Origin of the sequence: Variovorax sp. CF313, from assembly GCF_000282635.1 — a bacterium.
Taxonomy (GTDB): domain Bacteria; phylum Pseudomonadota; class Gammaproteobacteria; order Burkholderiales; family Burkholderiaceae_C; genus Variovorax.
Window position 1 is genome coordinate 1 of record NZ_AKIW01000056.1, and the last position, 17,349, is coordinate 17,349.

The following is a 17,349-nucleotide window of genomic DNA, read 5'->3' on the forward strand; positions in this document are numbered from 1 at the left end:
ACTTCGCGAGCCTCCGGGCCATCATGGCGAAGTCCGGCATGGTCTGAACAAGGCTCGCCCCCAGGCTTCGCGCACTTCGTGTCGCGCGCGCCTTCCCCCTACCGGGGGCACCACCTGCGGCCCGGCAAAGCCGGTTCCGCGGTGGTTCCCGTGAAGAGGACTCGTTTTGAGATCATCTGGCGGATGAGCGCGCCGCCGGACCATCGATCGCAGGTGTTCGGCACGCCCTGGGAGGGCGTGCACGGCACCGCGATCGAGAGTGCCCGCCACTACGGCCGGCACTGGCATTCGACCTACGGACTTGGCCTCCTGGAGCAGGGTGCGCAGCGCTCTGCCAGCGGGCGCGGCCTGCTGCGCGACAGCCACTCCACCGCCGCCCCGTCGCGCGAAGCTGCTGCTGATGTGAAGCAGGTGCGCGACCGCCTCGCCGACGAACTGCTCGCTCCACCCACGCTTGCCGAACTCGCGGCGATGACGGGCCTGAGCACCTACCAGGTGCTGCGCCGCTTCGAGAAGGCCTACGGCGTGCCGCCGCACGCATGGCTCGTGCTGCAGCGCGGCGAACGCGCACGCCACCTGATCCGCCGCGGCGCCGATCTCGCAGAGGCCGCCGCCGCGAGCGGCTTCTCCGACCAGAGCCACATGACGCGCATCTTCACGCGCCAGTTCGGCTTCACGCCCGGCGCGTGGCAGCGCGGCCTTCGGTTTTAAATGTCCCATTGACAGAACATTGAAACTGCAAAAACATCAAAGGCATGTCGCAAATGCCTTTGCCGAAGTACCACCAGATCTATCTGGTCCTGCGTGAGCAGTTGCATGAGGGACGCTTCGCGGAAGGCCTGCCCGGCGAACTTGCGCTCATGGCGCAGTTCGACGTGGCGCGCGTCACGGTGCGGCGCGCGCTCGAGCAGCTCTCGTCCGAAGGGCTGATCGCACGCAACCCCGGCCGGCGCACACGCGCATTGCCGCCACCGGCAGCAGGTGAGTCGCCCGGCACGAAGAACCTGGAGCGCGCCAACCTGCGCGGCCTGCTCGAGAACCTCGTCACCATGGGCCTGCACACCTCGGTGAAGGTGATCGAGGTCGCGACCATCACCGCCTCCACCCAGGTGGCCGAGGCGCTGCAGCTGCAGCTGGGCGATGCGGTGCAGAAGGCGGTGCGCGTGCGCTCTACCAAGGAGGGCCCGCTCTCGCACATCACCACCTACGTGCCCGACACCATCGCGCGCCGCTTCGGCCGCCGCGAGCTCTCGAAGAAGCCGATCCTCGTGCTGCTCGAGGAGTCGGGCGTGAAGGTGGGGCGCGCGCACCAGACCATCTCCGCGCGCCTGGCCGACAACGTGCTCGCGCAGCACCTGGATGTGTCGGTCGGCTCGGCCCTGCTCGCGGTGCGCCGCCTCATCTACGACGAAGACGAGCGGCCCGTGCAGTGGCTGCACGGCCTCTACCGCCCCGACCGCTACACCTACGAAATGCAGCTCTCCCGCGTGGGCAGCATCGACGCGAAGGTGTGGGTCAGCAAAGACGTGTCAGCCCAGTTCAACTGAAGAGAAAGAGGAAAGCCCACCATGCAGAACCGCCGCAGTTTCGTGTCGCAGTCCGCCGCCCTGGCGACCGCCGTTGCCTTCCCGCTCGTGGCCGGCGCGCAGCCCAAGACCGTCAAGGTCGGCGTGCTGCATCCGGTCACCGGCGCGCTGGCCTATTCGGGCCAGCAGTGCCGCCTCGGTGCGCTGATGGCCATCGAGGACATCAACGCGGCGGGCGGCATCAAGTCGCTCGGCGGCGCGAAGCTGGAGGCCCTGCTGGGCGATGCGCAGTCGCAGCCGCAGGCGGGCGCTGCCGAGGTCGAGAAGATGAACGAAGCCGGCGTCTCGGCCATCGTGGGCGCCTATGCCTCGGCGATCTGTCTCGCGACCACGCAGGCCGCGGCCAAGTACAACCTGCCGCACGTGGTCGACGTGGGCGTGGCCGACCAGATCGTGGAGCGCGGCCTGAAGAACACCTTCCGCTTCGGCCCCGGCTACAAGAAGTCGACCGAGGTGGCCATGGCCAACCTGCTGGTGCTCAACAAGGCCGCGGGCAACCCGGCCAAGACCGTGATGATCATTCACGAGGAGTCGCTCTTCGGCGCCGGCACCGCGCAGTTGCTCTCGCGCGAACTGCCGGGCTACGGCTTCGAGGTGAAGGAAGTCGTCAAGCACGCCAACCCCACGCGCGACTTCAACAACATCGTGCTGCGCATGAAGTCGATCAACCCCGACATCGTGATCCCGGCCAACTACTACAACGAGTACGCGCTGCTCGTGCGCACCATGCAGCAGCAGAAGGTGGTGCCCAAGGCGATCTTCTCGGTGCTGGGCGGCGCGGCGTCGAGCTACAAGTTCGTGAAGGAATTTCCGGACGCGGCCAATGGCATCATCGACTGCAACCACTGGTTCAACCCGAAGGACAAGCGCGCGCAGGACCTGCGCAGGCGCGTCGAGGCCAAGGGCCAGTTCTTCAGCTATGAGGTCTTCATGACCTACGCCTCGATGTGGCTGCTGGCCGATGCACTGGAGCGCGCGAAGTCCACCGAGCGCGCGGCCATCGTCGATGCGCTGGAGAAGAGCACCTTCTCGAACCACTTCATGCCCTACGGCCCGACGAAGTTCGTCAATGGCCAGAACGAAGGTGCGCAGCCGCTCATGACGCAGGTGGTGAAGAACGACATCAAGGTCATCATCCCGCGCGACTACCGCGAGGTGGACCCGGTGTTCCCTCTGCACGTGGCCTGAAGCGGAAGGCGGGATGTTCGATTTCGACATTCTTTTCCCGTCGGTCCTGAACGGGCTGACGACGGGTGCGGTGTACGCACTGATCGCGCTGGGGCTCACGCTGATCTACGGCGTCCTGCACATCATCAACTTCGCGCACGGCGCCAGCCTGATGCTGGCGCTGTACGCGGTGTACTTCCTGAAGGAACGGCTGGGCATCGACCCGTACCTGGCATTGCCCATCGTCGTGCTCGGCATGTTCGCGCTCGGCTACGCGCTGCAGCGCGTGGTCATCAATCGCGCGGGCCACGGCAAGGACGAGAACATCCTGCTCGCCACGCTGGGCATCGCCATCGTCATGGAGAACCTCGCGCTGCTGTTCTTCAAGTCCGACACGCGCAACATCGATACCGCGTATTCGCTCAGCACCGTCGCCATCGGCCCCGCGATGATCGCGGTGCCCAAGCTGGTCGCCTTCGCGGGTGCGCTCGTGGTCTCGGGCACCCTGTTCTGGGTCATGGGCCGCACCGACCTCGGTCGCGCCATCCGCGCGGTCGCCAAGGAGAAGGAGGGCGCCAAGCTCATGGGCATCGACGTGGACCATGTCTACGCAATGAGCTTCGGCATCGGTCTCGCATGCCTGGGCGCTGCGGCGTGCTTCCTTCTGCCGGCGTATTACGTCAACCCGCAGGTGGGCGGCGGCTTTGTGCTCGTGGCCTTCACCATCGTCGTGCTCGGCGGCATGGGCAGCTTCGTGGGGGCGCTGATCGGCGGCTTCCTCGTCGGCATCGTCGAGTCGCTCGGCGGCCTGTACCTCGGTGAATCGCTGGGGCAAATCGGCATCTTCGCGATCTTCATCGGCGTGGTGCTCTTCAGGCCGCAGGGCATGTTCGGAGCCAAGGCATGAACGCGGGCGCCAAGCAACTCGCGGGCATCGCGCTCTTCGCGGTGCTGGTCGCGTGCGTGCCGTTCGTCACCAAATCAGGTGTCACGCTCAACTTCGTGATGATGGCGCTCTACGCCACGCTCATCGCGCAGGCCTGGAACATCCTGGGCGGCTTTGGCGGGCAGTTCTCGTTCGGGCATGCGCTGTTCTTCGGCACCGGCGCGTACATCCAGGCGATCGCGCAGTTGCAGGGCGGCATCAATGCCTGGGTCGCGCTGCCGCTGGCCATCGTCGGCGCCGCGCTGGTGGGGCTCTTCATGGGCGCGCTCACCTTCCGCTACGGCCTCAAGGGCTCGTACTTCGCGCTGGTCACGCTGGCCTTTGCCGAGGTGTTCCGCATCCTCGCGCTGTCGGTCGATTTCACGGGCGGCGGCGTGGGGCTCATGGTGCCCCTGCGCGAATCGGTGGCCAACCTGCAGTTCTCTTCGCGCGCGGGCTACCTGTGGGTGGTGCTTGCGATGGTCGTCTCGGCGCTGCTCGTCACCTGGTGGCTGCGCAACGGGCGCTTCGGCGCGTACCTGCAAGCGGTGCGCGACAACGAGGACGCGGCGCGCGCCGTCGGCGTCAATCCGTTCCGCGTGAAGCTCGGGGCCATCGGCCTGTCGGCCGCCTTCATGGGCGCGGCGGGCGCCTTCTATGTGCAGGTGTTCCAGTACATCGATGCAGGCATCGCGTACGGCCCGGCCGTGTCGATCGAGGCGCTGGTCGCGGCCATCGTCGGCGGCATGGGGACGATGTGGGGGCCGGTGCTCGGCGCGGTGGTGCTGCATGTGCTGTCCGACCTCACGCGCAACCTCTTCGGCGAACTGCCGGGCATCAACATGGTGATCTACGGCACGGTGCTGGTGCTCATCGTCATCTTCGTGCCGCGCGGCATCGCGGGCATCGGGCTGTCGGTGCGGCAGCTGTGGAAGTCCAAGGGAGGCCGCCATGACTGACGCCCTGTTGGCCATCGACGGCCTCTCGCGCTCCTTCGGCGGCCTGAAGGCCGTGCAGAACGTGAGCCTCTCGGTGCGCGAGGGCAGCCTGAGCGCGCTGATCGGCCCCAACGGCGCGGGCAAGACCACGCTGTTCGCGCTGATGTCGGGCTTCTTGAAGCCCGACAGCGGCACCGTGCGCTTCGCGGGCGAGGACATCACCGGCCGCGAGCCGCACCGCAACGCCGCACTCGGCATGACCCGCACCTTCCAGATCGTGAAGCCCTTTGCGGCGCAGACGGTGCGCGAGAACATCGCCGTCGGCGCGCACCTGCATGTGCGCGGCCGTGCCGAGGCGCTGCAGAACGCCGAAGCCGTCGCGCTGCGCGTGGGCCTGGCGCCGCAGCTCGACAAGCCCGCGTCCGACCTCACCGTGGCCGGCCGCAAGCGCCTCGAACTGGCACGCGCGCTCGCCACGAAGCCGCGCCTCCTGCTGCTCGACGAAGTGCTTGCCGGCCTCAACCCGCAGGAGATCGCCGAGATGATGCCGGTGGTGCGCGGCATCGCCGACAGCGGCGTCACCGTGCTGATGATCGAGCACGTCATGCAGGCCGTGATGCACCTGGCCGAACATGTGTGGGTGCTCGCGCAGGGCCAGTTGATCGCCGAGGGCAGCCCGGCGCAGGTGACCTCCGACGACAAGGTCGTCGAAGCCTATCTGGGCCACGGCACCGCGGCGCGGCTGCGCAAGGCCGCATCGGGAGCCGCGGCATGACCGCGCTTTTGGAGATTCAAGGCCTGCGCGGCGGCTACGGCCGCGTCGAGGTGCTGCGCGGCGTCGACCTGCAGGTGAACGCCGGCGAGATGGTCGCGCTGCTCGGCAGCAACGGCGCGGGCAAGTCCACGCTCAACAAGATGGTCTGCGGCCTCTGCCCCGCCTGGGGCGGCACGGTGCGCTTCGACGGCAAGGACCTGAGCGGCGCGCACTACCGCGACGTGGTGAAGGCCGGCCTCATCCAGGTGCCCGAAGGCCGCAAGGTGTTTCCCAACCTGAGCGTGCTGGAGAACCTGGAGCTCGGCTCCTTCACCCGCGGCCGCGAGCGGCGCGCGGCCAACGTCGAGAAGATGTTCCACATCTTCCCGCGGCTGCGCGAGCGCATGGCGCAGCACGCCGGCACGATGAGCGGCGGCGAGCAGCAGATGCTGGCCATCGCGCGCGGCCTCATGGCCGAGCCGGTGCTGCTGATCCTCGACGAACCCTCGCTCGGCCTCTCGCCGCTGCTGGTCGAAGAGATGTTCTCGCTGATCCGCGAACTGCGCGACGGCGGCCTCGCGGTGATGCTGGTCGAGCAGAACGTCGGCCAGTCGCTGGAGATCGCCGACCGCGCCTACGTGCTGGAGAACGGCAGCGTGCGCTTCTCGGGCCTGCCCGGCGAACTGCTCGGCAGCGACGAACTGCGGCGCGCCTACCTGGGGCTCTGACGCCCGCGAACACCCCACGATTTTCCCGGAGAACAACACATGAAAAGACGCGACATCCTCCTCTCATCGCTGGCCGCGGCATGGGCCGGCGGCGCCTTCGCACAGATCGGCAACGCGCCGGTGCGCATCCTCGTCGGCGCGCCCGCGGGCGGCTCGACCGACACGCTCGCGCGCTCGCTCGCCGTGAGCATGGGCCCGGCGCTCGGCCGCACGGTCATCGTCGAGAACCGGCCCGGCGCGGGCGGCAACATCGCCGCCGATGCAGTGGCCAAGGCCGCGCCCGATGGCAACACGCTCCTGATGAGCTTCACCAGCCACGCGATCAACGCCACGCTCTACCCGACGCTGCCCTTCGATCCGGTGAAGGATTTCACCGCGCTCACCTGCGTAGCGACCTCGCCGTCGATCCTCGTGGCGCACCCGTCGCTGCCCGTGAAGGACGTGCGCGAGCTCATCGCGCTCGCCAAGGCCAAGCCGGGGCAGCTGAACTTCGCGATCGGCGCGGTGGGCTCCTCGCTGCACATGGCTGGCGAAGCCTTCAAGATGCAGTCGGGCGTGGACATCGTGAACATTCCCTACAAGGGAACCTCGCCCGCGGTGCAGGACGTGCTCGCGGGCCAGGTACAGCTGATGTTCGCGGCCGTTGGCAACGTCAAGGCGCACATCCAGGCCGGCAAGCTCAAGGCGCTGGGCGTGACCACGGCCAAGCGGCTGCCGGCCTTTCCGAACGTGCCGGCGATTGCCGAGGCGCTGCCGGGCTACGAATCGAGCGCGTGGTTCGGCCTCTTCGGCCCCGCGCACATGCCAGCCGAGCGCGTCAAGCAGATCGGCGATGCCGCGCGCCACGCGCTGCAGCAGGCCGACATGCGCCAGCGCCTGGACACCGAGGGCGCGATCCCGGTCGGCAACTCGACCGAGCAGTTCTCCGCCTTCGTGCAGAGCGAGATCACGCGCTGGGCCAAGGTCGTCAAGTTCTCGGGAGCCAAGCCGGAATGACATCGATGGCCCCAACCCGCGCGCAGACACAGGCGCAGACGCTGGCGCAGAAGCTCATCGCACGCGCGAGCGGACGCGAGCGGGTGTCGGTGGGCGAGATCGTGACCTGCGGCGTCGACCTGGCGATGTTCCACGACTCCTCGGGTCCGCGGCGCCTCAAGCCCATGCTCGAGGAGCTCGGCGCGCAGATCTGGGACCGCTCGCGCGTGGTGCTCGTCATGGACCACTACGTGCCCGAGCGCGACGACGACTCGCGCCGCATCGTGCGCATCGCACGCGACTGGGCACGCGACCAGCAGCTGCCGCACGTGTACGACAGCCAGGGCATCTGCCACGTCGTGGTGCCGCAGCACGGCCACATCCGACCCGGCATGCTGTGCGTGGGCGGCGATTCGCATTCGCCCACGGGCGGCGCATTCGGCGCCTACATGTTCGGCATCGGCAGCACCGAGATGCTGGGCGTGATGGTGACCGGTGAGATCTGGCTGCGTGTGCCCGAGACCATCCGCATGTGGTGGGACGGCGCGCTCCCCGCGGGCGTGACTGCCAAGGACATGATGCTGCACATGATCGGCCGCTTCGGCATGAACGGCGGGCGCTACCAGGCGGTCGAGTTCGCGGGGCCCGCGGTCGCCGCGCTGTCGATGCAGGAGCGCATGACGCTCTCGAACATGAGCGCCGAGCTGGGCGCGCAGGCCGGGCTGATCGCACCCGACGCGACCACCGCCGAGTTCCTGGTCGGCGCAGGCGCGCCGCCCGTCGACATGGCGCCGTGGTTCACCGACGAAGACGCCGCGCTCACGGACCATCGCTTCGACGCCTCCACGCTCGAACCCTACGTCGCCGCGCCGCACAGCCCGGCCAACGCGCACGGCGTAAGCCGGTACGTGGGCACGCACGTCGACGTGGCCTACATCGGCGCCTGCACCGGCGCCAAGCTCGACGATCTGCGCGCCGCCGCGCAGGTGCTGCGCGGCCACAAGGTGGCGAGCGGCATCCGCCTGATCGTGGCGCCCGCCAGCATCCGCGACCAGGAACAGGCACGCGAAGAAGGCGTGCTGCAGGTGCTGATGGATGCGGGCGCCGAGCTGTTCCCGACCGCGTGCGGCGCGTGCTCCGGCTACGGCGACCCGATGGGCGATGACGTCACCGTCATCTCCACCACCGCGCGCAACTTCAAGGGCCGCATGGGCTCGCCGACCGCGCAGGTCTACCTGGGGTCGCCCTACACGGTGGCCGCTGCCGCATTGCGCGGCTGCGTGACCGACCCGCGCGAGGTGCTCGCATGAACGGCCAGACCCTGCACCGTGTCTGGCGCCTGGGCGCCGATGTCGACACCGACGCGCTCGCCCCGGGCCATGCGATGAAGCACGGCATCGACGTCATCGCGAAGCACTGCCTCGAGGCCGTGCGGCCGGAGTTCGCAGGCGAGGTGCAACCGGGCGACGTGATCGTGGCCGGCCCCAACTTCGGCATCGGCTCCTCGCGCGAGCAGGCCGCAGCCGTGCTCGTGCAGCTGGGCGTGGCGGCGGTGATCGCGCCGTCTTACAGCGGGCTTTATTTCCGCAACGCCTTCAACCTCGGCCTGCTGCTCCTGACTTGTGCCGAGGCCGAGACGCTGGCCGAGGGCGACCGCATCGCCCTGGACACCACGGCGCCCGCCGTCGTCTCGCCCCGCGGTGCACGGCTGGCGTGCGAGCCCGTCCCCGGATTCCTCATGGACATGGTCCGCGCCGGCGGATTGATGAACCAGTTACGCCAGCGTGGCGGCTCACCGGCCTCCCAGAAAGCAAGCAATGTCTGACCCTTCCTCTTTCGCAGCGACCGCGACAGCGATCGACCCCGTCACGCTCGCCGTGCTGCGCGGCCGCCTCGAGCAGGTGGCCGACGAGATGGACGCGACGCTCTACCGCAGCGCGTTCAACCCCATCATTGCCGAGGCCCACGACGCCTGCCACGGCCTGTACGACGCCACGAGCGGCGACACGTTGGTGCAGGGCAAGTCGGGCCTGCCGGTGTTCGTCGGCGCCATGGCCTTCGCGGTGCGCGCGACCGCCAAGGCGGCCGAGCCGCGCGGCGGCATGAAGGACGGCGACATCTGGATCAGCAACGACGCCTACGACGGCGGCACGCACGCCAACGACTTCAAGCTGGTGAAACCGTTCTTTCGCAACGGCAAGCTCTACTGCTACATGGCCTCGGCCGCGCACTGGCACGACGTGGGCGGCGCCGTGCCCGGCAACTACAACCCGGCCGCCACCGAGTGCTGGCAGGAGGCGGTGCAGATTCCGCCCGTGCGCATCGTGCGCGATGGCGTGCTCGATGCGGACGTACTCGCCATCCTGCAGGCCAACACGCGCCTGCCCGACAGTCTTTGGGGCGACCTGAACGGCCAGCTCGCCGCGCTGGAGCTGGGCGAAAAGCGGCTGAACGGCCTGCTCGACGAGTACAGCGACGACCTGGTGCTGAACGCGCTCGGCGAGTTGCGCAGCCGAGCGCTGCGGCTCATGCGCTCGCACATCGCCTCGCTGCCCGACGGGCGCTACAGCTTCGAGGACGTGCTCGACAACGACGGCATCACGAACGAGCCGCTCACCATCGCGCTGGACATGACGGTGGTCGGCGACCGGCTGCTGCTCGACTTCTCGCGCACCTCGCCGCAATGCGCGGGGCCGGTGAACATCTCGCGCGCCACCGCAGTGGCCGCCTGCTACGTCGCGCTCAAGCACCTGTTCCCCGATGTGCCGGCCAATGCCGGCGTGCTCGACGCGGTGGACTTCAACATTCCCGACAAGCTGGTGATCAGCTGCGAGCGCCCGCGCCCGGTCGGCGGCTACACCGAGACCATCCTGCGCATGATCGACGTGATCTTCAGCGCCGCCGCGCAAGCCGATCCGACGCGCGCCGTGGCGCAGGCCTACGGCACGATCAATGCGCTGTCGATCGCGGGCCACCGCAGCGACAAGGGCCGCGAAGGCCAGCGCTGGGTGATGTTCAGCTTCTTCGGTGGCGGCCATGGCGGCCACTCGGGCGGCGACGGGCTTTCGCACGGCAACGCGCCGATCTCGACCGCGACGATTCCGCCGCTCGAGATCCTCGAAGCCGCGTACCCGGTGCGCTTCACCGAATGGTCGCTGCGCGCCGATTCGGGTGGCGACGGCCGGCACCGCGGCGGCCTCGGCGCCGTGTATGAAATCGAACTGCTGGAGAAGGACGCCGAGGTGTTCGTCTTCGGCGAGCGCGGCACCTCGCCGCCCAAGGGCATCGCCGGCGGCGGCGAAGGCGCGGTCAACAAGTTCAGCTACGAGAACGAAGGCGCATGGCACACGCCGCCCATGGTCTCGAAGATGCGCGGCATCCAGCTCGTTCGCGGCGAACGCGTGCGGCTCGAAACGCCGGGCGGTGGCGGCTGGGGCCATGCGGCCGAGCGGCCCGCGCCGCAGCGCGAAGCAGACAGTGCGATGGGCTATGTGACGACCGGCAGCAGCGTCAAGAAAGTGACCGAATGACCTCCACTGGTAAATCCCTTGTCGTCGGCGTCGATGTCGGCGGCACCTTCACCGACCTCTTCGTGCTCGACGAGGCCAACGGCACGGCGCGCATCGTCAAGGTGCCTTCCACGCGCGGCGAAGAAGCGCGCGGCTTCATGAACGGTGTGGCGCGCGTGGCCGATTCGGCTGCCGATATTTCCACTATCGTGCACGGCACCACGGTCGGCACCAACGCGTTACTGGAACGCAAGGTGGCGCGCACCGGCATCATCACCACGCGCGGTTTCCGCGACGTGCTGGAGATGCGCCGCCGCGACCGCCCCGAGACCTGGGGACTGCGCGGCAGCTTCACGCCCGTGGTGCCGCGCGACCTGCGCCGCGAGGTGGACGAACGCGTGCTGGCCGACGGCACGCTGCACACCGCGGTCGACTTGAAACAGGTGCGCGCTGAGGCACGCTCGCTGCTCGAAGCGGGGTGCGAGGCGGTGTGCGTGTTCTTCATCAACACCTACGCGAACCCCGAGAACGAACGCCTCGCCGTCGCGACGGTGCGCGAACTCTGGCCGAATCCGCATGTCACTTCAGCGAGCGAAGTGCTGCCTGAGATTCGCGAGTTCGAGCGCTGCTCGACCGCCACGCTCAACGCCGCGTTGCAGCCGGTGGTGGGTAGTTACCTCGGCCGGCTCGAGTCCGATCTGCGCGGCCAGGGCTTCGCGGGCGAACTGCTGGTGGTGCAGAGCAACGGCGGCGTGATGTCGCGCCAGACCGCGAGCGACCTGCCGGTGCGCACGGCGCTGTCGGGCCCGGCGGCGGGCGTGATCGCCTGCGCGGCCATCGCGCGCGCGGCGGGCTTTCCCAACGCGATCACCGGGGACATGGGCGGCACGTCGTTCGATGTGTCGCTGGTCGCGAATGGTGAGGCCGCATTGGCCGCGCAGACTGCCATCGAGTTCGGCATGGTGATCCGCTCGCCGATGATCCAGATCGAGACCATCGGCGCCGGCGGCGGCTCCATCGCCTCCGTGGATGCGAGCGGCATGCTGCTGGTAGGCCCCGAGTCGGCCGGCAGCGTGCCGGGGCCGGCGTGCTATGGACGCGGCAACATGCGGCCGACGGTGACGGATGCGAACGTGCTGCTGGGGCGCATCGCGGCGGACCGCCCGCTGGGTGGAGGCCTCCTCGCGGCGCTGGACGCGGAGAAGTCGCGCCAGGCGATCGAGGAACACGTCGCGCGTCCACTGGGCCTGGACGTGCATGCGGCTGCGGAAGCCATTCTCACAGTGGCCAACGCGCGCATGGCGGGCGCGATCCGACTCGTCTCCATCGAGCGCGGCCACGACCCGCGCCGCTTCGCCTACATGCCGTTCGGCGGCGGCGGTGCGCTGCATGTGTGCGCCATGATGCGCGAGGTGGGCGTCGCCACGGGCATCGTGCCGCGCTACCCCGGCGTCACCTCGGCGCTCGGCTGTGTGATCGCCGACATGCGCCACGACGCGGTGCAGACTCTCAACAAGCCGCTGACCGAACTCGACGTGGCCGACGTGCAGCGCCGCATCGACGAGCTGGCCGCGAGCTGCCAGCAGCGCCTGGATTCCTCGGGCGTGCGCTTCGACGAAGTGCGCGAGGTGATCGCGCTCGACATGCTCTACGCGGGCCAGACTCACACGCTGCCCGTGGTGCTCGCCGATGCGGGCAAGTCGCCGCTCACGGCCGCATCGATCCGCACCGCGTTCGAAGCCAGCTACACGGCAGCATTCGGCCGCGTGTTGGACGGCATTCCGATCCGCGTGATGAACCTGCGCTATGCGCGCATCGGCGTGCGGCCTAAGTTCGACCTGAAGGTGCTCGCGCCCGAAGGCGAGGGCAGCACCGCGCCGCTGGGCACGCAGCGCGTGTTCCATCACGGTCAGTGGCACGAGGCCGTGCGCTATGCGCGGCTCGAGCTGCCGGTGGCCGCGCGCATCGAAGGGCCTGCGATCCTGGAGCAGGCCGACACCACCGTTTGGCTCGAGCCCGGCTTCCATGCCGAGGTCGATGCGCACGGCAACCTGCTGGTGAGGCTGTCGTGAGCGAAGCGACGAAACCCATTGCAGCGAAGACGGCGCTGGTCGTCATCGACCTGCAGAACGACTTTCTCGATGCGAACGGCGCCTATGCGCGCGGCGGCGACATCAACCCGCCGGCGCTGCTGCTGCCCGCTCGTGTGGCCGAGGTCGCGCGTGCGCTCAAGGCGGCGGGCGGCCTGGTGGTTGCGAGCCAATTCACTCTGTGGCCCGACGCGGACGGCGAGCCGATGGTTTCGCCGCATCTCAAGGCGCTGCGCCCGTACCTGAAGAAGGGCGACTTCGCACCGGGCAGCTGGGGCCAGGCGAACGTCGATGCGTTGAGCGGGGTCATCGACGTGACGGTCAGCAAGGTCGCGTACTCGGCCTTCTTCAACACGCAGCTCGACTGGGTGCTGCGCCGCGCGGGCATCGACACCGTGGCGGTCTGCGGGATCGTCACCAACGGCGGCGTCGCGAGCACGGTGCGCGATGCGCACATGCGCGACTACCGCACGCTGGTGCTCGCCGATGGCTGTGCGGCGTTCGGCGAAGAGCGCCACCAGACTTCGCTGGCCGACATGCGCAACGTGGCCGAGGTGACGGACTGCGCGGCCTTCACTGCGTCGCTCGCATGACTGGAAGCCCTACGCGTCTCATCCGCCGCGCGGCACAGGTCGAAGCCGACGTGCACGTGCCGGTGGCCGTCGTCGGCGGCGGTGCCTGCGGGCTCACGGCCGCGCTGATGCTGGCAGATGCGGGCGTGGAGTGCGTGGTGCTGGAGCGCGATGCACTGCCGAGCGGATCGACCGCGCTGTCCTCGGGCTTCATTCCCGCGCCCGCCACCCGCACCCAGCGAGCGCATGGCGTGCACGACGACAGCGCCGAACGCTTTGCGGCCGATATCCAGGCCAAGGCCCGTGGCCGCGCGGCGCCTGCGCTGGTCGAGGCCTATGCGTCTTCCATCGGACCGGCGCTCGATGCGCTCCAGGAACGGCATGGCCTGCAGTGGATGCTGCTCGACGGTTTTCTCTATCCGGGACACAGCGTGCACCGCATGCACGCGCTGCCGCAGAAGACCGGGGCCGCGCTGATGGCGGCCTTGCAGTCGGCTGTCGAGGCGGCAGGCATCCCCGTGTTGACGCAGGCGCTGGTCGATACGCTGGTGCTCGATGCCGGGGATCGTGTGCTTGGCATCGACTACTCGCGGCCCGATGGCAGCCGGGAGACGCTGGCCTGCGACGCGCTGCTGCTCGCCTGCAACGGCTTCGGCGGCAATGCGCAGATGGTCCGCGCGCTGCTGCCCCAGATGGCCGAAGCCACCTTCGGCGGCCACACCGGCAATGACGGCAGTGCGATCCTCTGGGGCGAATCGCTGGGCGCGCGCCTGCGCGATCTCGGCGGCTACCAGGGCCATGGCTCGTGGGTCACGCCGCAAGGGGCGCTGATGTCGTGGGCGGTGATGATGGAAGGCGGCGTGCAGATCAACTGCGAGGGCCGGCGTTTCCACGACGAGACGCAGGGCTACTCGGAAGCGGCCGTGCATGTGCTCGCGCAGCCGGGCGGCATTGCGTGGAACGTGTTCGATGCGCCGTTGCTCGCGCTGGCGCGCGGCTTTCCCGACTTCTGCGATGCGGAAGCGGCGGGCGCCTTGCGCCGCCGCGAATCGGTCGCCGCGCTCGCGGACTGCATCGGCTGCGAGCCCGCCGTGCTGCAAGTCACGCTGGATGCCATGCGGGACGGCACGCCTCCCGACGGCCGCGTGTTCGCACGCGCACTTGACGCCCCGTACTTCGCAGTGAAGGTCACGGGCGCGCTTTTCCACACCCAAGGCGGCCTCGATACTGCGCCCGACATGTGCGTGCTGCGCCACGACGGCACGCCCTTCGCCAATCTGCTCGCCGCCGGCGGCGCGGCAGGCGGCGTGTCGGGCGATGCGGTGTGGGGCTATCTCTCCGGCAACGGCCTGCTGAGCGCCGTGGCCGGCGGCTACATCGCGGCGCGCACGGCCGCTGCATTGATCTCTTCGACGAAAGCGTCCCCATGACGACCCCCTCCTTCAAGACCCGGCTTGCGCGTAACGACATCGTGCTCGCGCCCGGCGTGTACGACGCACTCAGCGCCCTCGTGGCCGAACAGGCCGGCTTCGAGGCGCTGTACCTCTCGGGCGCCTCCATCGCCTACACGCGGCTGGGCCGCTCCGACGTGGGCCTCACCACCTTCACCGAGGTGGCCGACACGCTCGCGCGCATCACCGAGCGCGTGAGCCTGCCGGTGATCGTCGATGCCGACACCGGCTTCGGCAACGCCCTGAACACGCAGCGCACCGTGCGCGGCTTCGAGCGCGCGGGCGCCGCGATGGTGCAGATCGAGGATCAGACCTTTCCCAAGCGCTGCGGCCACCTCGACGGCAAGGCCGTGGTGCCCGAGCGCGAGATGGTCGGCAAGCTCAAGGCCGCGCTGGACGCGCGCGCATCGAGCGACACGCTGATCCTCGCGCGCACCGATGCGGTGGCGGTCGAAGGGCTCGACGCCGCGCTCGACCGCGCCGAGGCGTACCTCGCCTGTGGCGTGGACGCGCTCTTCATCGAGGCACTGCGCTCGCCCGAGCAGATGGATGCGGCCTGCCAGCGATTCGGCGACCGCGTGCCGCTCCTGGCCAACATGGTCGAAGGCGGCAAGACGCCGATCCAGGATGCCGATGCGCTGCAGAAGCACGGCTTTCGCATCGCGATCTTTCCGGGCGGCACGGCGCGCGCGGTGGTGCACACGCTGCAGGGCTACTACGGGAGCCTGCACAAGCACCGCACCACGCAGCCGTGGCGGCCGCAGATGCTGGACTTCGATGCGCTCAACGAAGTGATCGGTACGCCCGAACTGATGCGTACCGGCCAGAAGTACGACTGACGATGCGGCTCAGCGCAACGCGCGGACCAGCTCGTCGTACACCAGCCGCACCCGTGCCGGCACCGGCGCGCGCTGCGAGCGGTAGACATGGATCGGCCAGGGCTCGGGCGCCTCGGCCTCGAGCACCGCCACCAACTCGCCCGATTGCAGCAGCGGCTCGGCCAGCGGGCCCACGAGCTGGCCGAAGCCCAGGCCCGCGCGCACGGCGGCGCACTCGGCATCGACGTCGTCGGTGACGAAGGACGGCGCGGCGACCGGCACCTGCCGCCCCTTGCTGAAGAACCACGACCAAGGGCGGCCCGAGCTGCGGTCCATCAGCGCGGTGAGCGGAAAGCCGGGCAGCGAGTCGAGGCTCTTCGGAATGCCGGTGCGCTCGATCAGCGCCGGCGCGGCGACCACATGGAGGCGCATCTTGCCGACGGTGCGCGCGACGAAGCGCGCATCGCGGATGGGGCCTGCCCGCACCCCGATGTCGATCTGCTCGTCGACCACGTCGGCATGGGTTTCCGACAGCCTCAGGTCGAGCACCAGGCCGGGATGCTCGGCCAGCATCGGCGCCAGCACCCGCGGGATCAGCCGGCGGCCGAACACGTTGGGCGCGGTGACGCGCACCGTGCCCGCGTGCTGCGACAGCGCGCGACGGTCGGTGCGGTGGAACAGCGCGTCGACGCCGCCCACCGCGACACGCGCGCGCTGCGCGAGTTGCCGCCCGAAATCGGTGAGCTGCACGCCGCGCGTGCTGCGGTGAAAAAGCGGCTCGCCCAGTTCTTCTTCCAGCTCGCGCACCGCACGTGTCACCACCTGCGGCGACACGGACAGGCGTACCGCAGCTTCGCGGAAGTTGGCGGCATCGGCAGCGGTGAAAAAGACGCGCAGGGCTTCGAGGCGGTTGGACACGGGTTGTTCCTTTTTGAGGAATTCTGAAGTCGCCAGAGTTTCATTTACTGGAACACCTGGATTTTCCACACTGCATGCACTTCTTCAAAACACCCGAAAGGAATTTCCATGACCTCCGTTCAAGACAACATCAAGGGCAAAGTCGCCATCGTCACCGGCGCGAGCAGCGGGCTCGGCGAATCGACGGCGCGCCACCTTGCCGCGCGCGGCGCGAAGGTGGTGCTCGCGGCCCGCCGCACCGACAGGCTCGACAAGGTCGTGGCAGAAATCCGCCAAGCCGGCGGCGAGGCCATCGCCGTGGCCACCGACGTGTCGAAGCGCGCCGAACTCGACAAGCTCGCTACCGCCGCCATCGAAGCCTTCGGCCGCATCGACGTGCTGGTCAACAACGCGGGCGTGATGCCGCTGTCGCCGCTCGAGAAACTCAAGGTCGACGAGTGGGACCGCACCATCGACGTCAACATCAAGGGCGTGCTTTACGGCATTGCCGCCGTGCTGCCGCGCATGCAGGCGCAGGGCGGCGGGCACATCGTCAACGTCGCTTCCATTGCGGGGCTGAAGGTGTTCACGCCCATCGGCACGGTGTACAGCGCTACCAAGCATGCGGTGCGCGCCATCTCCGAGGGCCTGCGTGTGGAGGTGGGCAACAGCGGCGTGCGCGTGACCATCGTGTCGCCCGGGGCGGTCGATTCGGAGCTGAAGTTCGGCAGCAGCGATGCCGAGAGCGCGGCCGGCGTGAAGGCGTTCTACGACGCCAACCAGATCCCCGCGGATTCGGTGGCGCGCGCCGTCGTCTACGCGGTGGAGCAGCCGGCGAACGTGGACATCAACGAAGTCGTGTTGCGGCCGGTGTCGCAGGAATTCTGAAAGGAAGTGGCCGGGACGGGGTCGGCGACGGCCCCATTCCGCGCCAATTAA

General features: G+C 68.9%; 17 protein-coding genes. 16 read left to right on the top strand and 1 reads right to left on the bottom strand.

The annotated features are described in order from the left end of the window. Positions 1–183 precede the first annotated feature (183 nt). Genes PMI12_RS15285 through PMI12_RS15355 form a run of 15 tightly spaced genes read left to right on the top strand, consistent with a single transcriptional unit; the run spans position 184 to position 15,534 of the window. Positions 184–711, top strand: a complete 528-nt coding sequence (locus PMI12_RS15285; RefSeq protein ID WP_007834050.1) for a helix-turn-helix domain-containing protein — start codon at positions 184–186, stop codon at positions 709–711. 53 nt (positions 712–764) lie between these two features. Further along, the gene (locus tag PMI12_RS15290; protein WP_007834051.1) at positions 765–1,547 is read left to right on the top strand and encodes a GntR family transcriptional regulator; all 783 of its coding nucleotides are present in this window, start codon (positions 765–767) and stop codon (positions 1,545–1,547) included. A gap of 21 nt (positions 1,548–1,568) precedes the next feature. After that, positions 1,569–2,774, top strand: coding sequence for an ABC transporter substrate-binding protein (locus tag PMI12_RS15295; protein WP_007834052.1), 1,206 nt, complete (start codon positions 1,569–1,571; stop codon positions 2,772–2,774). A 13-nt stretch (positions 2,775–2,787) separates the two neighbouring features. Then, the gene (locus PMI12_RS15300; protein WP_007834053.1) at positions 2,788–3,660 is read left to right on the top strand and encodes a branched-chain amino acid ABC transporter permease; all 873 of its coding nucleotides are present in this window, start codon (positions 2,788–2,790) and stop codon (positions 3,658–3,660) included. Next, positions 3,657–4,637: a branched-chain amino acid ABC transporter permease gene (locus tag PMI12_RS15305; RefSeq protein ID WP_007834054.1), complete on the top strand. Its 981-nt coding sequence runs from the start codon at positions 3,657–3,659 to the stop codon at positions 4,635–4,637. The genes PMI12_RS15300 and PMI12_RS15305 overlap by 4 nt, the downstream gene beginning before the upstream one ends. Beyond that, entirely contained in the window at positions 4,630–5,391 is a 762-nt protein-coding gene (locus PMI12_RS15310) for an ABC transporter ATP-binding protein (RefSeq protein ID WP_007834055.1), read from the top strand. The genes PMI12_RS15305 and PMI12_RS15310 overlap by 8 nt, the downstream gene beginning before the upstream one ends. Next, on the top strand, positions 5,388–6,098 hold the full coding sequence (locus tag PMI12_RS15315; protein WP_007834056.1) for an ABC transporter ATP-binding protein: 711 nt from the start codon (positions 5,388–5,390) through the stop codon (positions 6,096–6,098). The genes PMI12_RS15310 and PMI12_RS15315 overlap by 4 nt, the downstream gene beginning before the upstream one ends. Before the next feature lie 39 nt (positions 6,099–6,137). Further along, a complete protein-coding gene (locus tag PMI12_RS15320) occupies positions 6,138–7,094 on the top strand; it encodes a tripartite tricarboxylate transporter substrate binding protein (RefSeq protein ID WP_007834057.1) in 957 nt (318 codons plus the stop codon). Continuing rightward, a complete protein-coding gene (locus PMI12_RS15325) occupies positions 7,091–8,383 on the top strand; it encodes a 3-isopropylmalate dehydratase large subunit (RefSeq protein WP_007834058.1) in 1,293 nt (430 codons plus the stop codon). Before PMI12_RS15320 ends, PMI12_RS15325 begins: the two co-directional genes overlap by 4 nt. Next, on the top strand, positions 8,380–8,898 hold the full coding sequence (locus PMI12_RS15330) for a LeuD/DmdB family oxidoreductase small subunit (RefSeq protein WP_007834059.1): 519 nt from the start codon (positions 8,380–8,382) through the stop codon (positions 8,896–8,898). The genes PMI12_RS15325 and PMI12_RS15330 overlap by 4 nt, the downstream gene beginning before the upstream one ends. Continuing rightward, positions 8,891–10,603: a hydantoinase B/oxoprolinase family protein gene (locus PMI12_RS15335; RefSeq protein ID WP_007834060.1), complete on the top strand. Its 1,713-nt coding sequence runs from the start codon at positions 8,891–8,893 to the stop codon at positions 10,601–10,603. Before PMI12_RS15330 ends, PMI12_RS15335 begins: the two co-directional genes overlap by 8 nt. Then, on the top strand, positions 10,600–12,654 hold the full coding sequence (locus PMI12_RS15340; RefSeq protein ID WP_007834061.1) for a hydantoinase/oxoprolinase family protein: 2,055 nt from the start codon (positions 10,600–10,602) through the stop codon (positions 12,652–12,654). The genes PMI12_RS15335 and PMI12_RS15340 overlap by 4 nt, the downstream gene beginning before the upstream one ends. Next, positions 12,651–13,265 carry a cysteine hydrolase family protein gene (locus PMI12_RS15345; RefSeq protein WP_007834062.1) on the top strand — a complete coding sequence of 205 codons (615 nt, stop codon included), beginning with the start codon at positions 12,651–12,653 and terminating at the stop codon, positions 13,263–13,265. Before PMI12_RS15340 ends, PMI12_RS15345 begins: the two co-directional genes overlap by 4 nt. Next, positions 13,262–14,674, top strand: coding sequence for an FAD-dependent oxidoreductase (locus tag PMI12_RS15350; RefSeq protein WP_007834064.1), 1,413 nt, complete (start codon positions 13,262–13,264; stop codon positions 14,672–14,674). Before PMI12_RS15345 ends, PMI12_RS15350 begins: the two co-directional genes overlap by 4 nt. After that, on the top strand, positions 14,671–15,534 hold the full coding sequence (locus tag PMI12_RS15355; protein WP_007834065.1) for an isocitrate lyase/PEP mutase family protein: 864 nt from the start codon (positions 14,671–14,673) through the stop codon (positions 15,532–15,534). Before PMI12_RS15350 ends, PMI12_RS15355 begins: the two co-directional genes overlap by 4 nt. A 9-nt stretch (positions 15,535–15,543) precedes the next feature. Here PMI12_RS15355 and PMI12_RS15360 read toward each other — a convergent pair whose 3' ends face one another. Further along, complete coding sequence (locus PMI12_RS15360; protein WP_007834066.1) at positions 15,544–16,431, bottom strand: LysR family transcriptional regulator; 888 nt, start codon at positions 16,429–16,431, stop codon at positions 15,544–15,546. A 108-nt stretch (positions 16,432–16,539) separates the two neighbouring features. Between PMI12_RS15360 and PMI12_RS15365 the strand changes: the two genes are divergently transcribed. Beyond that, positions 16,540–17,298 carry an SDR family oxidoreductase gene (locus PMI12_RS15365; protein WP_007834067.1) on the top strand — a complete coding sequence of 253 codons (759 nt, stop codon included), beginning with the start codon at positions 16,540–16,542 and terminating at the stop codon, positions 17,296–17,298. The last annotated feature ends 51 nt before the right edge of the window (positions 17,299–17,349 follow it).

Coding starts and splice junctions, on each gene's coding strand:
- PMI12_RS15330 (WP_007834059.1), top strand. CDS start 8,380: ATGAACGGCCAGACCCTGCACCGTGTCTGGCGCCTGGGCGCCGATGTC.
- PMI12_RS15365 (WP_007834067.1), top strand. CDS start 16,540: ATGACCTCCGTTCAAGACAACATCAAGGGCAAAGTCGCCATCGTCACC.
- PMI12_RS15295 (WP_007834052.1), top strand. CDS start 1,569: ATGCAGAACCGCCGCAGTTTCGTGTCGCAGTCCGCCGCCCTGGCGACC.
- PMI12_RS15325 (WP_007834058.1), top strand. CDS start 7,091: ATGACATCGATGGCCCCAACCCGCGCGCAGACACAGGCGCAGACGCTG.
- PMI12_RS15350 (WP_007834064.1), top strand. CDS start 13,262: ATGACTGGAAGCCCTACGCGTCTCATCCGCCGCGCGGCACAGGTCGAA.
- PMI12_RS15340 (WP_007834061.1), top strand. CDS start 10,600: ATGACCTCCACTGGTAAATCCCTTGTCGTCGGCGTCGATGTCGGCGGC.
- PMI12_RS15355 (WP_007834065.1), top strand. CDS start 14,671: ATGACGACCCCCTCCTTCAAGACCCGGCTTGCGCGTAACGACATCGTG.
- PMI12_RS15320 (WP_007834057.1), top strand. CDS start 6,138: ATGAAAAGACGCGACATCCTCCTCTCATCGCTGGCCGCGGCATGGGCC.
- PMI12_RS15285 (WP_007834050.1), top strand. CDS start 184: ATGAGCGCGCCGCCGGACCATCGATCGCAGGTGTTCGGCACGCCCTGG.
- PMI12_RS15290 (WP_007834051.1), top strand. CDS start 765: ATGCCTTTGCCGAAGTACCACCAGATCTATCTGGTCCTGCGTGAGCAG.
- PMI12_RS15305 (WP_007834054.1), top strand. CDS start 3,657: ATGAACGCGGGCGCCAAGCAACTCGCGGGCATCGCGCTCTTCGCGGTG.
- PMI12_RS15335 (WP_007834060.1), top strand. CDS start 8,891: ATGTCTGACCCTTCCTCTTTCGCAGCGACCGCGACAGCGATCGACCCC.
- PMI12_RS15300 (WP_007834053.1), top strand. CDS start 2,788: ATGTTCGATTTCGACATTCTTTTCCCGTCGGTCCTGAACGGGCTGACG.
- PMI12_RS15315 (WP_007834056.1), top strand. CDS start 5,388: ATGACCGCGCTTTTGGAGATTCAAGGCCTGCGCGGCGGCTACGGCCGC.
- PMI12_RS15310 (WP_007834055.1), top strand. CDS start 4,630: ATGACTGACGCCCTGTTGGCCATCGACGGCCTCTCGCGCTCCTTCGGC.